Origin of the sequence: Mesorhizobium sp. M1403 (genome assembly GCF_040317695.1) — a bacterium.
In the GTDB taxonomy this organism is placed as follows: domain Bacteria; phylum Pseudomonadota; class Alphaproteobacteria; order Rhizobiales; family Rhizobiaceae; genus Mesorhizobium.
Genome location: NZ_JAMYKY010000002.1, coordinates 243,368 through 256,862, shown reverse-complemented (window position 1 = coordinate 256,862; position 13,495 = coordinate 243,368). Strand labels below are relative to the sequence as shown.

Genomic DNA, 13,495 nt, shown 5'->3' with positions numbered 1-13,495 from the left:
ATCAGGGTTTTCTGCTGCGTCGCCCACGCGGCGCCACGACTGGGGCGTCTTTGCCTGACCGTTTGGTCAATTCTTCGATGTCGACCCTTAATGCAGTGGCAAGCTTTGCAAGCGACAGAATTGTGGGATTGCGCCGGCCGGCCTCGAGACCACTCAGATAGGCGCGCGTGAACCCTGAACGGAACGACAGTTCCTCTTGAGAGAGGGCTTGTGCGCGCCGAATCCTCTGTACGTTCAAGCCGACAACCACCCGTAGGTCCATGAGGGCATGGTCGTCGCTGCGTACACTTTAGGACGACACACTATAGTGAACATTCGTCATTGACAGGCGCCGCCATTGCTGCTTTTCTCATCATATTACGGAACGCCATTCCGAAATAAGGAACGCCAGTGACAGGAAATCTTTCGTTGGAACGTGGCCTTGCGGTTCTCAATGTCCTCAAGGAAGCGGACGAAGCGGTGGGAGTGCGCGACCTCGCCCGCCGGCTTGAGCAGAGTGCTCCCGCCGTGCAGCGAATTCTCAACACCCTGGCAGAACAGGGGTATGTCGAGCAGTCGCCAGACTCGCGGCGCTACCGGCTCGGCCACTCTGTTCTTGCGCTGGCGCGGAAGGTCCTGGGCAGAGATCGCATGGTTGGTTTGGCTGAAATCGAACTGCAGGCGCTGGCCGCCGAAGGTTGCTTCAACGCATTCCTGGGCATCAGGCGAGCCAATCGCGGTATTTATCTCCTGACCGTGCAAAGCAAGAGTCCGGTCGTCATTCGCTCGTCACCCGGCGAAACGTTCCCCTTGCACTCCACCGCGCTGGGTAAGGCACTCCTCATGGAGCTGAGTGGCGAAGCGGTCATTGAGATTCTCGGACGGGGTCCGCTGGAGCAGGTTGCCGTCCGCACCGTCACGGACCCGCACAAGCTCGTGGCTCAGATCAGAGCGTCCGAGTCTATCGGTTACACAACCTCCCTGGACGAGAACTTTACCGGGCTGATCGCGGTCGGCGCACCGCTTCGCGATGCATCAGCCTCAATCATCGCGGCGATAAGTGTGGCCTACCCCCGGTCTGTGGGGCCGCATGTGGAGATCGCCGAGATTGGAGAGGCAGTAATGGCGGCGGCGGCGCGCATCTCAGCCGGCCTCGGCTTTCCAGAAACAAAACAGCCTCGGGATTCCCACCATGCTGCTTAGCGAGGCCCGCCTGAAACAATGCATGTCGGCAGCCCGACTTGATGCCGTCATAGCGACGACGCCGGAAAACGTGACCTATATGAGCGGCTTCTGGGCTCTGCCGCAATGGATTCGTCGTGGCCCGCAGGCCTATGTGGTGTGGCCGGCTCCTGACAAGGGCACGCCTGAAATCATCGCCAGCACCAGCACCCTCGACCTCGTTGCCGATCAGGAAGTCTGGATAAGCAAGGTGCGACGCTACGGCGACTTTTACGCCGATGTCGGTTCCTCCACCACCCTGGACCGCGCCAATGAACGACACCTCCAGCTTCGCGACCTGCCGAGGCATGGTGATGCCATAGCGGCCTTGGTCGCCGCATTGGTACAAGCCCAGCTCGGCCGTGGGCGGATCGGCATAGACGAGGCGGGGCTCGCGCCAGGATACCAGGAAACCCTCAGAGCCCATTTTCCCAATGCGTCGTTCCTACCAGCCACGGCGCTGCTTCGCGCGGTTCGTGCCGTAAAGACGGCGGATGAAATCGAACGGCTCGGCCAAGTTGCCCAGATTGCCGAACGCTCCATTCAAGCAGCACTCGCAGTTGCTCGGGAAGGCGCCACCGAAGCAGACCTGGCGCGTGCTTTTCATGTCAAGACGGTTGAGGAAGGCGCCCTGCCCGTACTGGGATGCATCGGCTTTGGCGAGCGCAGCGCGCTCATGAACGTCCAGCCGTCGGACCGCAAGTTGCGCGCTGGAGAAATCATCCGCTTCGACGTCGGTGGCCGGTTTCGGCACTACCGCGCCGACATTGCCCGCATCGCCACGCTGGGCGAGCCGCCGCCGCAGGCGCATCGGCTTCAGCAGGCTCTGCTGCGCGGCGTTCAGCACGCCTGCGACATTATCCGGCCCGGCATGGCAGCAGCACAGCTCTTCGAGGCGGTGATGCGTGTGGTTCAGCGCGAAGGAATTGCCCACTACGAGCGCGATCACGTCGGCCATGGCATCGGCCTTGATGGTTATGATGCGCCGACGCTCTCGGCGCGCAGTACAGACGTCCTTGAAGAAGGCATGGTGCTGTGCGTGGAGACGCCCTACTACGAAATCGGCCGCTGGGGCCTCCAGGTGGAGGACATGGTTGTTGTTCGCCAGGGCGGAGTGGAGCGGCTGACGCAGACGCGCGATGCAATCACGCGGGTGCCGTCATGAACCGCGCGGCAGGTCTTTCCTGTATTCGATGCGGCGTCTTGTTCCGGATCGATACCAAAATCGATTCTCGCGGCTGCCCGATATGCTGTGCGGAAGCGCCAGCCAATCTTAGGGTCGTCTACGATCCATCAGGAGCTACATCGGCCGCTTCCGCAGCGGGTGCCGCGCTGCCCTCGCTCTGGCGCTACGCCAACATGCTCCCTTGTGCGCTCAGCGATGCAATCTCTCTGGGCGAGGGTCTGACGCCGTTGCTGAGCGCCGAGAGGCTGGGGAAGCAGCTCGATGTCCCCAAGTTGCTTATCAAGGACGAGGGCGCAAACCCCACCTGGTCCCACAAGGACCGCTTCTCGACCGTGGCGGTGTCGATGGCACGTTTGAGTGGCGCACGCGTCGTGGCGACGGCTTCGTCGGGCAACGCCGGGGCCTCACTTGCCGCCTATGCTGCTCGGGCAGGCTTGAAATGCGTCGTTGTCACATTCTCAGGCACTGCTGGCGCAATGTTGGCGCAGATCCGCAAATACGGCGCCAGCGTCGTATCCCTGGCCGACAAGTCCCATCGCTGGCCATTGCTGGCCGCTGGTACCGAGCGCCTCGGATGGTTTGCGACGTCGCCGTTTCACAGCCCCGTCGTCGGCAGTCATCCTGTTGGGATCGAGGGCTACAAGACCTTGGCTTACGAGATCGTCGAACAGATGCACGGAGCCGTGCCGGACTGGTGCGCCTTGCCTGTTTGCTATGGCGACGCGCTTGCCGGGCTCTGGGCGGGATTCAAGGATCTTCTTAGCCAAGGCAGGATCGATCGGTTGCCGAGACTCGTGGCGGCGGAAGTGCACGGATCCTTGGCCAAAGCGCTTGCCGGGAAGGCCGATCTGGTCGCCGAGGTTCCCGCGGGTTTCGACACGCTTGCCATCTCGATCGGCACCACACGAAGCACGTTTCAGGCGCTCAACGCGCTGCGTGAATCTGGCGGCATGGCAATGCCGGTCGGCAACTTCGGCCTGATAGACATGCAGCAGCAGCTTGCGGCCACCGAGGGAGTGTTTGCCGAGCTTGCCTCGGTGACGCCATTTGCGGCCATTGAATCCTTGAGACGGGAGGGCACGATCGCGCGCTCGGACAGCGTCGTTGCCATCGTGACAGCGAGCGGCCTCAAGGATTTGGATCGTTCGACCGGCCCGGACCACGCACCACAATCGTTTCGGTCAGTTGCCGACGCGTGGCAACACCTGGCCGGGGACTGTGACCATTTCACGCCCTCTCATGAACAACGCGCGGCGAAGATGTCCTGAAGAGAAGATAGAGACGATCATGAACAGATGCGACTTCTGATCGACTGATCTCGTCCATCACTGGGCGGTATTGCGACTTCCAAAAACTATCCACGAGAGGCAAATTCAACTCGCTTAGCGAGCGGAACCTCGATTCAAACATGAAAGGGGAATTTTCATGCTTTGCAAAACACTCATCGGCTGGCTCGCAGCCCTCGGTGTCGCAATGGCAACTCAGACGATGGCTGAGGAAACCCTCAGGGTCGGCGTCACGCCGACCGGGGTGCCGTTCACGTTTGTGGACACGGCAACCCGAAAGCCAACTGGCGCGATGGTCGATCTGGCAAGTGCGATTGCGGCGAACCTTGGTACGACCGCCGACTTCCAGGTAAACGCTTTTCCAGCCCTGATCCCGGCATTGACGACCGACAAGATCAATCTGATTTCCGCAAGCATGTTCATAACGGACAAGCGCAAGCAGGTGATCGATTTCAGCACGCCGGTTTACGCCTATGGCGAGGCGATGTTTGTTGCTGCCGGCGACAGCAAGAACTACACGATCGAAGAGCTGAGAGGTGAGACCGTCGGGGCGCAGATCGGCTCGACCTACGCTGACGCCCTGGAAGCGATTGGCGTCTTCGGTCAAGTCAAGCTCTACGACTCAATCGCTGACATGATGCGTGATGTGGTCTTGGGCCGCATCAAGGCCGGCTTTGGTGACGCCCCGATCGTCGCATATCAGCTTTCAAAGAACCCCGAACTGGGTGTTCGCCTCGTCGACGGCTATCGGCCGATGAAAAAAGGCGAAGTCGCGTTGGCGGTTGCCAAGGAAAATCCACTGCTTCTCGAAAAGGTGAATGCCTCCATCGCCAAGCTGAAGGAAAGCGGCGAATTAACCCGAATATTTGCCAAATATGGCCTCTGAAGCCATCCCGCAATGACCTCGAAACAAGCGCCGGCTGGCAGGGCCATAGGATTGCATCGGAATGACCGGCTGTGACGGCCGGGGTACGTGCCAAAAGGAAGCCGGCCATGACCAAGTTCATCGCGCACGCAACGGAATATCTACCGCTTCTTCTTCAAGGCGTTTGGCTGACCGTCATGATAACCCTTCTTGCGCTGTGTCTTGCGACGGCGCTAGGCCTTGTCTGGGCGCTGTTTAGGACATCGGGGATACGCTGTCTCGCCGTGCCGACGCGGCTCCTTGTCGACTTCGTGCGCGGCATACCACTGCTGGTGGTTCTCTTTTATATCTACTTTGTCGCGCCCGAGATCGGCATCAACTTGACTGCGCTCCAGGCCGGTACGATCGGGCTGGGCCTGGCTCACTCCTGCTATCTCGGGGAAACCTTCCGGGCGGGCATCGAGGCGGTCGATAAGGGTCAGGTCGAAGCGGCAAAATCGATCGGGATGAAGCGTCCGTTGATGATGCGCCGCGTCGTGCTACCGCAGGCAGTCAAGATTATTCTGCCGCCCTACGCCAACAACATGATCATGCTGCTGAAGGACTCCTCGCTTGTGTCGGTGATTTCGGTTCAGGAGTTGACCATGCAGGGTAAGATGCTTGCCTCGTCCACATTCGACAACGTGACGGTTTTTACCTTGGTGGCACTGCTTTACCTGTGCCTGACGGTTCCGCTGAACCTGTTCATGCGTAGAGTCGAGAGCTATCTTGGGGCGGCGGGATGATCACCTTCGACGACGTGCACAAGTCCTTCGGCGCCCATGAAGTCCTCAAGGGAATCAACGCCGAGATCGCCAAGGGACAGGTCGTATGTTTGATCGGGCCTTCGGGTTCCGGCAAATCGACGCTTCTACGATGTGTGAACGGGCTTGAGACCTATCAGCGCGGTCGCATCAGCATCGACGGCACCGTGGTGGATGCCGCCTCACCTCAGGTTCACGCCATCTGCACCCGTGTTTCCATGGTTTTCCAACGCTTCAACCTGTTTCCGCACCGCACAGCCCTGGAAAACGTCATGGAAGGCCCGCTCTACGTGCTGAAGGAAAATAGGAACCAGGTGCGCGAGCGGGCCGTGGCATTGCTCAATCGCGTCGGCTTGGCCGACAAGACGAATGCCTATCCCGCGTCATTGTCGGGCGGCCAGCAGCAGCGCGTGGCCATCGCCCGCGCCCTGGCGATGCGCCCACAGGCCATTCTTTTCGACGAGCCTACCTCCGCACTTGACCCCGAAACGGTCGGTGAGGTCCTGCAGGTCATGCGCGCGCTCGCAAACGAGAACATGACCATGCTCGTCGTTACGCACGAAATTCAGTTCGCGCGCGAGGTTTCTGACAGCGTCCTCTTTCTCGACGGCGGCAGGATCGTTGAGCAAGGCCCGGCCAAGGAGCTCCTTCGACATCCGAAACACGAACGCACTAAGGATTTTCTTCACCGGGTCATGCACCCTGTCTGACTCCTAGCCGATGTTGGTTTGTCGCCTAGCCTGAATTCGGACCTGTCACTGCGTAGGGGACAGGCCGTCCAGCCCTGCGAGGACGACGTTTAAAGCTCTGCGGTTCCAAGGGAATCTCGTCCATGCCGTCTCCTCGGCCGGACGAATTTGCGTGAGAACAGTTGGTTCAAGAGGAATTGAGATTGGCCAATCCTTCAAACCGGCGAGCCAGTCGGGGTTGTAGACTGTGTCGGAATGACGATGCCCTTCATCTGGCATTATCACGACGGTGGAGGCTTCCGGATTTTGCCTGGCGAACCAAGCGCCGACCAAGGCTGCGGCGCCGCTGGTCGGACCCATGAAGAGCCCGTGATCGCGAAACAGCACATGCGCCATTGCGTAAGCCGGCAATGCGCCCACCCAATGAATATCGTCGATCATCTCATGACGAACATTGTCCGGCAAAACACTGTTGCCGAGTCCGCGCAGCATGCGGCGTCCGACAGGCTGGCCAAAGAGCATGCTTCTGTGGGTATCGACAGCAATCATCCTGAGATCAGGAAAGAGCTCACGAAGAAAGCCTCCGGTTCCACAGAGCGATCCCCCAGTGCCCACGCAGCCGACGAGGCAATCGATACGGCCGAATGAGCGGACTACGAGGTCGGCCAGGCGCGCGTAGGCAAGGCGGTTTTCCGGACTGTCGTATTGTCTAGGCCAATACGTGCCCGGGCTATCTTGCAGGGTCTGCTGAAGATACTGAAGCCGACCGCGCTGATTGCCGTCTCCTTGAGGATCGTCAATGGCCATGACTTTGGCACCAAGTTGTTCCAGTCGCCGCCTGAGTTTCAGGTCGATGAGGCTGGAGGCCGTGACAAGTGTAAGCGCATAGCCACGAACCGCAGCTAGCATGGCAATTGCGAGGCCGAATGTGCCCGACGTCGTTTCGATGATATGCCCTTGCCGCCTGAGGCGCCCTGACGCTTCCGCCTGATCGACCATGAAGCGGGCGGGAATGAGCTTCATGAGGGAGAAGCAGGCGGCGTTGAGGTTAGGTGCGAGTTGGGCAAATCGCGGCGTCTCGTAGGCGCGCAAATAGTCTTGCGCCGCGCTCACTGGATTAGCCCCGTTTCGGCATTGAGGGCAAACGTATGGACACCTTGGAGGCCTGCGCCACTCACCTGCCTTGCGAGTTCAGCAGCGCGCATGGCCGCCCTGGGTGCAGTGGCATCGAGAAGGATCCCGATCAATGTGCCACTGTGGGCCACCTGCACACCGCACGCGTCATGCGCCCGCGCGATATCCAAAACGGTATTGAAGGATGCCTTCGGCAGGTGCCTCTGACTGATACTGGCGCTGATGGTTGCGACACGTCCAAGCAGGCGGGGATCTTGTTGCCGGACGGAGCGGTTCGCCAGTCCCCGCAGAACACGGAACAGCCCGATTTCCTCACCATCGTAGCGTGCCCGCGGCATACTTAGGGTATCGATCGGCCGGGCACTGCCGTCCCTGAAACCTACCAAGAGAAGGGGTGGGAACTCGCCACCGAAGTGTTCGATCGTACGGCCTTCCCGGTGGGCGAAGAGGAGGGGTTGGTCGCCGTAGGCAATGGCGTCGCTTGCGCCTTCTGCGGCCACCGCCAGTCGCGCAATCGTTGACTGGCGCAGCGTGAGGCACGCTGCAGCTGCCACCGCACGAATCGCCGCAATGACGTCCGCGGTCGAGGAACCGTAGCCATGCCCTATCAGAATAGGGCTTTCGATCGTAAGCTCTCCACCTCCATCAGCCATTCCGATATGCTTGAGCGTGAGGGCTGCCGCGCGAGCCGCTTTGGTCCGGTTTGCGGGCCGCGGTCGAATCCCTTTTTGTTCATGCGGCCAGAAAGTCGCTAGCGACTCTTGCGACGTGAGCGGCAAGGTTACGAGTCCGCGGCAAAGCCTTCCGTTTTCCCCTTCAAAGACGCCTTGGAGGAATTCCCCATGATGGGCGTGCGCTCGTCCGACTCCTACCGCCAGAGGCAGCCTGATAGTCTCGTTGTTGATGTTGTTCGAGCTTGTCCGATGGCCAGATCTCGTCATCTCCGTCTTTGTCACCACGTCACCTCCTCACCTGGAATTGACAGATGATGCGTATGACTGATCCATGCTGTCACTCGCCAAATCTTGGTAGTGCCACTGGCAAGCGCATCATGCAAAGATACGGATAAGATCGCCCCACCAGTTTGGGCGTCCAATACTGGACTAGACACAGCAGCACTCGCCGAGCGCGGTTGGCCATGCGGACAACTGTTTCCGAAACGAGTGCGTCATGCACGGTGTTTTCATTATTGCTCTTGTAAGGAGAATTGGACTGCTCACCCTGTCAATACTGAGATTTGGCGATAGCCCGCAACGGCCAAAAACGCTCAAACGCGTTTTGTCGCCAACTTGACTTTGGGCAGAGATGCGGAGCTCCATCCAACTCGCGACCCTCAATTATGCGCTTGTGGTCGCGGAGGAGGGCAGCTTTCTTCGCGCCTCGCAACGCGCAGGGATCGATCACTCCGCGCTCAGCCGGCGCATACGCGATCTCGAATATGCGATGGGAACGAGGATATTTCATCGCCATGCTCGCGGCGTCGGCCCAACCCCGGCAGGCGAGCGCTTCCTGGAGCGTCTGCGCTCCGTTCTGCTCGAGCTTGACAATACTCTCACCCTGGCCAGGACCGGCATCAAAGATGAACACCAAAAGCTTTCCATCGGCTCCAACGGGATCATCCTTGCCGGGCGAGCGTTGGATGCAATCATCGAGTTCGGGCAATCTCATCCCAATGTGACCGTCAGCTTGACAGAGAGTCCTTACCCTTCGCCTGAGGCTACACTGGGTGCCACGCAGGTCGACGTCGTCGTGACCTCCTCGTCCCGATTTAGCGGCGGCGCATTCGAACTGACGCTATGGAAAGACACTTTGGCTATCGTTCTTGCCTCAAATCATCCTCTGGCAACCCGTTCCGTGATCGAGTGGCACGAGTTGCACCAGGAGACATTGCTGGTGCGCCAGGGCGAAGCATTTCTGCTCGCCGACGTTGTTGGACGCGGCGTGCAGCTTCCTCCAATCGTCGAACATCACGTCAGTGCGGGCATCCTTTTGCGCCTTGTCGGAAACGGGCTTGGAGTCGCCTTGATCCACGATCAAGATGCCGACAGAGTTCCTCAGGATGCGGTCTGTCGTAAGCTGCGGATCGGGGGCAAACCAATCCAGATCTCCAGTTTAGCCCGTTGGCGTCCCGACAACGCCAATCCTGCCCTGCCGACCTTCATCTCATTCCTGCGCGATCGGTATTCGTCCTGACAGTCATCCGACCGGCATGACCCGAACAGTCACCCGGTTTCAGAGTGCGTTGGGGCCTAGCAACGCTCTGTCTGTTGTCATGAACCGTGTCAGCATCGGTTTGAGCGGTTCGGGGCCAATCTAACCAAGGCGTCCGCGCTTTAACGCCACTTCCTCTTCCGCCCGTCTCGCGCCGCCGGGCCGCGGTTCTTCCTTGCAAAACTGGAACCATACTTGCAAGGATGATTGAACCCCGCATCAGCACAGAACTCACCGAGATGCTGGATAGCATGCCGGCTGTGGCGCTGCTCGGGCCGCGTCAGGTCGGCAAGACAACCCTGGCGCTGGAGATAGCCGAACGGCGTCCTTCGATCTATCTCGACCTCGAATCGGACGCTGACCGCGCTCGGCTTGCCGAGCCGGAGCTTTACCTGGCCGAGCATCAGGACAAGCTGGTTATCCTGGACGAGGTCCACCGGCTACCGAACCTGTTCCAGAGCCTACGCGGGCTGATCGACCGCGGTCGGCATGGCGGTCGCAAAGCCGGCCGGTTCCTGCTCTTAGGTTCGGCGTCGATCGATCTTATGAGGCAGTCAGGCGAGACCCTTGCCGGCCGCATTGCCTATCTCGAAATGCATCCGATCGATGGCCTCGAGGTCGGCGTCGCCCACCTTGGGCCGCTATGGGTACGCGGCGGCTTCCCCGACAGCTTTCTGGCCGCGAGTGACCGCGCCAGCCAGCGATGGCGGCTGGATTTCATCCGCACTTATCTGGAACGCGACATCCCCCTCCTCGGTCCGCGCATTCCGGCCGAGACGCTGCGCCGCTTCTGGACTATGCTGGCGCACCACCAAGCCGGCCTGCTCAACGCTGCCGAGTTCGCCCGCGCACTCGGCGTCGACGCCAAGACAGCCGCGTCCTATCTCGCCCTACTCGTTGATCTCCTGCTGGTTCGCCGGCTGGAACCTTGGCATGTCAATGTCGGCAAGCGCTTGGTGAAATCCCCGCGCGTCTATGTCCGCGACAGCGGAATCACCCATGCACTGCTTGGTCTCGCCACGCAGGAAGACGTGCTTGGGCACCCAGTGGCCGGCGCCTCCTGGGAAGGCTTTGTGATCGAAACCCTGACCGCCGCCGCCCCCGCCGGCACGCTGAGCAATTTCTATCGAACAACCGCAGGCGCGGAGATCGACCTGCTACTCACGTTGCCGGGCCAACGCCTCTGGGCCATGTCAAGCGCAGCCTGACGCCGAAGGTGGAAAAGGGTTTTCATCAGGCCTGCGAGGATCTTGCTCTGGCACGGCGCATCGTCGTCTTTCCCGGGATCGGAGCGTTTTCCGCTCCGGCATGGCGTCGAAGCGATGCCCCTGCAGGACCTAGGCCAGGCGCTGCTTGGCGAAGCATAATAAAATGGCTTTGGTATTCATCCCGTCAGAGCGGAGGCTCAAAAGACCCCACTCGTCCCAGGCTCGAGGCGATGGTGAGGTCGACGGTTCGTTTGTTTGGTCTGAGATGAGGCCACCTACAGGTCCGTCAGCCCTGCTGTCCTTCGTGTTCGTCTGGCCGGTTTCATAGGGTGCGACCTTGATCGCTGGCGGACCGCAATGCTGATCTTGAGCAGATGCGGGGTGGCTCTCAGTGCGGACAACCGTCAGGCCGAGCAGACAACAGGCCGATCGCTGCCGTTGATTACCCTGACTTCGTGTTGGAACGCATTCGGCCGAATGCCCTGTCCGTTGCCATGAACCGTGCCAGCATCGGTGCGATCAGCTTTGCCGGATCTGCGATTGTCTGGCCGCTTTCACGGCCAAGCACATCGGCATAAGCGACAAGGTCGCGATGAACGGCGGCAGGCAGTTCGGCCGTGATCTTGACCGGACGGTCATCGGGAATGGCGGAAAGTTTCAGCTTGGTCATGATGGATCCTTCGGCGTGCGGTGAGGTATAAGAACAAGGTCGCGATTGACAATCACGCGAACCGGAAAACCGGGCCGCACGGTGAGCGTAGGCTGGACATTGAGCTGATTGCGTACGAGCTGCTGGCCAATATTGGCGGCCGAATCCTGCGCGCTTTCGCGGATGGCCTTGGCGATTTCGCTTTCGTCGTCGCTGGACCCAAGCGATGTCCCAATGCCCAGCAATGTCGAGAGTGCTGCGGCCCGGAACATCTGGCCCCAATGACGGTCGACCTCGTCCTCCAGCCCGGAAAATCCTTCAGCGTCTGCGCCCTGCTGGCGCTCCAGCACGATCGAGGTGCCGTCAGGCATGATCAGCCGGTTCCAGACCAGCAGCACGCGCGACTGGCCGAAGGCGACGTGGCTGTCGTACTGGCCGATCAGCCTCGCACCCTGGGGGATCAGAAGATTGGATCCTGTCGGGCTGTCGTAGACATTTTCCGTGACCTGAGCGGTGATCTCGCCGGGCAGGTCGGAGCGGATGCCGGTGATAAGGGCAGCCGGTATAACGGTACCAGCTTGCACCACATAGGGCGAGGCTTCTCGGCGAGCCGATTGGGACTGACGGTGCGACGTTCTGGCTCGGCATTGACGAAGGCGAGCTTGCGGTCCTGCATGTTTTGCGCGGCACCAGGCTCGAGCGATGGCTCCTCTATCGGCAATATCGGGCCGGACAACGCGTTTGCGACGGTATTTCCCGCACCAGCACCTTGTGTCACCGGACTTGGCCGCACATTGGTATCGGTGAAAAGTTTTGCCACTCGTGCGGCCTCGATCTCGGCCAGTCGGCGTTGTTCTTCCGGATCGGCGCGCAGCGCACTGATGTTGGACGGCACAACCGGCTGGCCGCGCTCCTGGGCACGCAAGATCGGCCGGCCGAGGTCGCCAGGCAGCGCGGGGCCGAGTTGCGGAACGCCAGCATAATCCTTAGGCAGGGTCTGCAGCCCGTCGGCTGTCGTGCGGTTTTCGGTGGTGAAGAGCTCGGGCGGTTGCTCGATCCCGCGCCGTCTGGTGTCGAGCGCCCAAATCAACGTGCCGAGGATCGCAGCGCTGGCAATTCCACCAACGCCTAACAGCGTCTTGCGCGACAATCGCGTGACCCTGGCCGGCTCGGGCCGCAGGCGCAGTTCCGCTCGAATGTCCTGGTTGGGCACATTTGCAGGGTCGCTCATCGGAACAGCCTGGTGCTGGGCGAGGTTCGTTTCCCGTCCGTGCGTACGATGCGGACGCGCTTCTCGCTCGTCTTGTCGCCGAGCCTCAATTCAGCGGCGGCAAACAGCCGATCGACGACGTAGTAATTCTGGCGAGCACGGTAGTTGACCAGTTCCGAGCCGCCCGATGGGCCGATGACAAAGAGCGGCGGCATTTCGCCCTGCCCTATGCCTGACGGGAACTCGATATAGACTTTTGCACCGTCGTCGAAGGCGCGAAGCGGCCGCCAGGGTGCTGTGTCGCCCTCGATGCGATAGCGGAAATTCAGCTTCTGAATGTCGACGCCGGACGCGACCGGCTGTGCGGCGGAAGCCTGCGCATTCTGCCGCCGCAGCGCAATCAGCTGGTCCTGCGGGTACTGCCAGGAGACGGAAGCCATGTAGGTCTTTTCGGTCGAGCGCAGCTCGAGATGATAGGTGCGGCGGTCGCTGTTGATGACGAGATTGGTCTGGAGATCTGGCCGTGTCGGCTTCACAAGAATATGGACCTGCTGGCGCTCCCCTGCCCCACTTTGTGTATCGCCGATGATCCAGCGCACCGTGTCGCCGGCGGCCACAGGCCCGGAGCCGACAAGCTGCTCCCCGGGCTGCAAGGCGATGTCTGTGACCTGGCCGGGCGCGGCATAGATCTGGTAGAGCGCGCCCTCACTCCAGGGATAAAGCTGGATGGCATTGACGAACCCGTCGCGAACCGGCTGCATCCTCGCTGCCTCGTTCGCCTGGCTGATCCGCTGCTTCGGATCGGTCGGTTCCGGCTTCACCTTCATGGCCTCGACCGGTTTCAACTGACCTGGCAGCGGAAGCGGTTTCGGCACTTCCACCACCTTCACCGGACCAGGCGGGTCGACCTTGCGCACGGCAGCCACCGCATCGTCATAGGCGATTTCCGGCGGAATATATTTCTTCGAAGCACAGCCGGCGAGCGCCGTTGCTGACAGCAGTGCCAGGACAAGCATACGCGCCTTGGGCGCATTGCGCGTGGCCGGTCTCGCCG

Annotated in this window: 13 protein-coding genes and 1 pseudogene; 8 read left to right on the top strand and 6 right to left on the bottom strand. The window is 60.7% G+C overall.

Translation table 11 applies throughout. From position 1 onward, the window contains the following. Nucleotide 1 precedes the first annotated feature (1 nt). Nucleotides 2-262 (bottom strand): helix-turn-helix domain-containing protein, encoded by a 261-nt coding sequence (locus NKH01_RS05890; RefSeq protein ID WP_353019446.1) that lies wholly within the window; start codon nucleotides 260-262, stop codon nucleotides 2-4. A gap of 146 nt (nucleotides 263-408) precedes the next feature. Here NKH01_RS05890 and NKH01_RS05885 point away from each other — a divergent pair, with 146 nt between their 5' ends. The 6 genes from NKH01_RS05885 (at nucleotide 409) to NKH01_RS05860 (ending at nucleotide 6,050) form a co-directional block, all read left to right on the top strand. Beyond that, entirely contained in the window at nucleotides 409-1,182 is a 774-nt protein-coding gene (locus tag NKH01_RS05885) for an IclR family transcriptional regulator (protein ID WP_353019443.1), read from the top strand. Beyond that, the gene (locus NKH01_RS05880) at nucleotides 1,172-2,365 is read left to right on the top strand and encodes a M24 family metallopeptidase (protein ID WP_353019440.1); all 1,194 of its coding nucleotides are present in this window, start codon (nucleotides 1,172-1,174) and stop codon (nucleotides 2,363-2,365) included. The genes NKH01_RS05885 and NKH01_RS05880 overlap by 11 nt, the downstream gene beginning before the upstream one ends. After that, nucleotides 2,362-3,654, top strand: a complete 1,293-nt coding sequence (locus NKH01_RS05875) for a threonine synthase (RefSeq protein ID WP_352515856.1) — start codon at nucleotides 2,362-2,364, stop codon at nucleotides 3,652-3,654. Before NKH01_RS05880 ends, NKH01_RS05875 begins: the two co-directional genes overlap by 4 nt. A gap of 157 nt (nucleotides 3,655-3,811) precedes the next feature. After that, the gene (locus NKH01_RS05870) at nucleotides 3,812-4,558 is read left to right on the top strand and encodes a substrate-binding periplasmic protein (RefSeq protein WP_352515855.1); all 747 of its coding nucleotides are present in this window, start codon (nucleotides 3,812-3,814) and stop codon (nucleotides 4,556-4,558) included. A 107-nt stretch (nucleotides 4,559-4,665) separates the two neighbouring features. After that, nucleotides 4,666-5,322, top strand: a complete 657-nt coding sequence (locus tag NKH01_RS05865; RefSeq protein ID WP_353019437.1) for an amino acid ABC transporter permease — start codon at nucleotides 4,666-4,668, stop codon at nucleotides 5,320-5,322. Then, nucleotides 5,319-6,050: an amino acid ABC transporter ATP-binding protein gene (locus NKH01_RS05860; RefSeq protein WP_353019435.1), complete on the top strand. Its 732-nt coding sequence runs from the start codon at nucleotides 5,319-5,321 to the stop codon at nucleotides 6,048-6,050. The genes NKH01_RS05865 and NKH01_RS05860 overlap by 4 nt, the downstream gene beginning before the upstream one ends. 45 nt (nucleotides 6,051-6,095) lie before the next feature. Here NKH01_RS05860 and NKH01_RS05855 read toward each other — a convergent pair whose 3' ends face one another. Together NKH01_RS05855 and NKH01_RS05850 are read right to left on the bottom strand one after the other, a co-directional pair. Continuing rightward, nucleotides 6,096-7,142 carry a cysteine synthase family protein gene (locus NKH01_RS05855; protein ID WP_353019432.1) on the bottom strand — a complete coding sequence of 349 codons (1,047 nt, stop codon included), beginning with the start codon at nucleotides 7,140-7,142 and terminating at the stop codon, nucleotides 6,096-6,098. Further along, entirely contained in the window at nucleotides 7,139-8,119 is a 981-nt protein-coding gene (locus NKH01_RS05850; protein WP_352857355.1) for a GHMP family kinase ATP-binding protein, read from the bottom strand. Before NKH01_RS05850 ends, NKH01_RS05855 begins: the two co-directional genes overlap by 4 nt. A 349-nt stretch (nucleotides 8,120-8,468) precedes the next feature. Between NKH01_RS05850 and NKH01_RS05845 the strand changes: the two genes are divergently transcribed. Further along, complete coding sequence (locus tag NKH01_RS05845) at nucleotides 8,469-9,356, top strand: LysR family transcriptional regulator (RefSeq protein WP_352589162.1); 888 nt, start codon at nucleotides 8,469-8,471, stop codon at nucleotides 9,354-9,356. Between the two features lie 221 nt (nucleotides 9,357-9,577). Beyond that, on the top strand, nucleotides 9,578-10,582 hold the full coding sequence (locus NKH01_RS05840; protein WP_502896868.1) for an ATP-binding protein: 1,005 nt from the start codon (nucleotides 9,578-9,580) through the stop codon (nucleotides 10,580-10,582). A 442-nt stretch (nucleotides 10,583-11,024) separates the two neighbouring features. On the opposite strand, the gene NKH01_RS05835 is transcribed toward NKH01_RS05840, so the two are convergent. The 3 genes and pseudogenes from NKH01_RS05835 to trbG all read right to left on the bottom strand — a co-directional run bounded on the left by NKH01_RS05835 (nucleotide 11,025) and on the right by trbG (nucleotide 13,457). Beyond that, nucleotides 11,025-11,252 (bottom strand): DUF2274 domain-containing protein, encoded by a 228-nt coding sequence (locus NKH01_RS05835; RefSeq protein WP_352589159.1) that lies wholly within the window; start codon nucleotides 11,250-11,252, stop codon nucleotides 11,025-11,027. Then, nucleotides 11,249-12,462: pseudogene (locus NKH01_RS05830) on the bottom strand (TraB/TrbI/VirB10 family type IV secretion system protein). The gene NKH01_RS05835 and the pseudogene NKH01_RS05830 overlap by 4 nt, the downstream one beginning before the upstream one ends. Next, complete coding sequence (gene trbG, locus NKH01_RS05825; RefSeq protein ID WP_352846351.1) at nucleotides 12,459-13,457, bottom strand: P-type conjugative transfer protein TrbG; 999 nt, start codon at nucleotides 13,455-13,457, stop codon at nucleotides 12,459-12,461. The pseudogene NKH01_RS05830 and the gene trbG overlap by 4 nt, the downstream one beginning before the upstream one ends. Nucleotides 13,458-13,495: the final 38 nt, after the last annotated feature.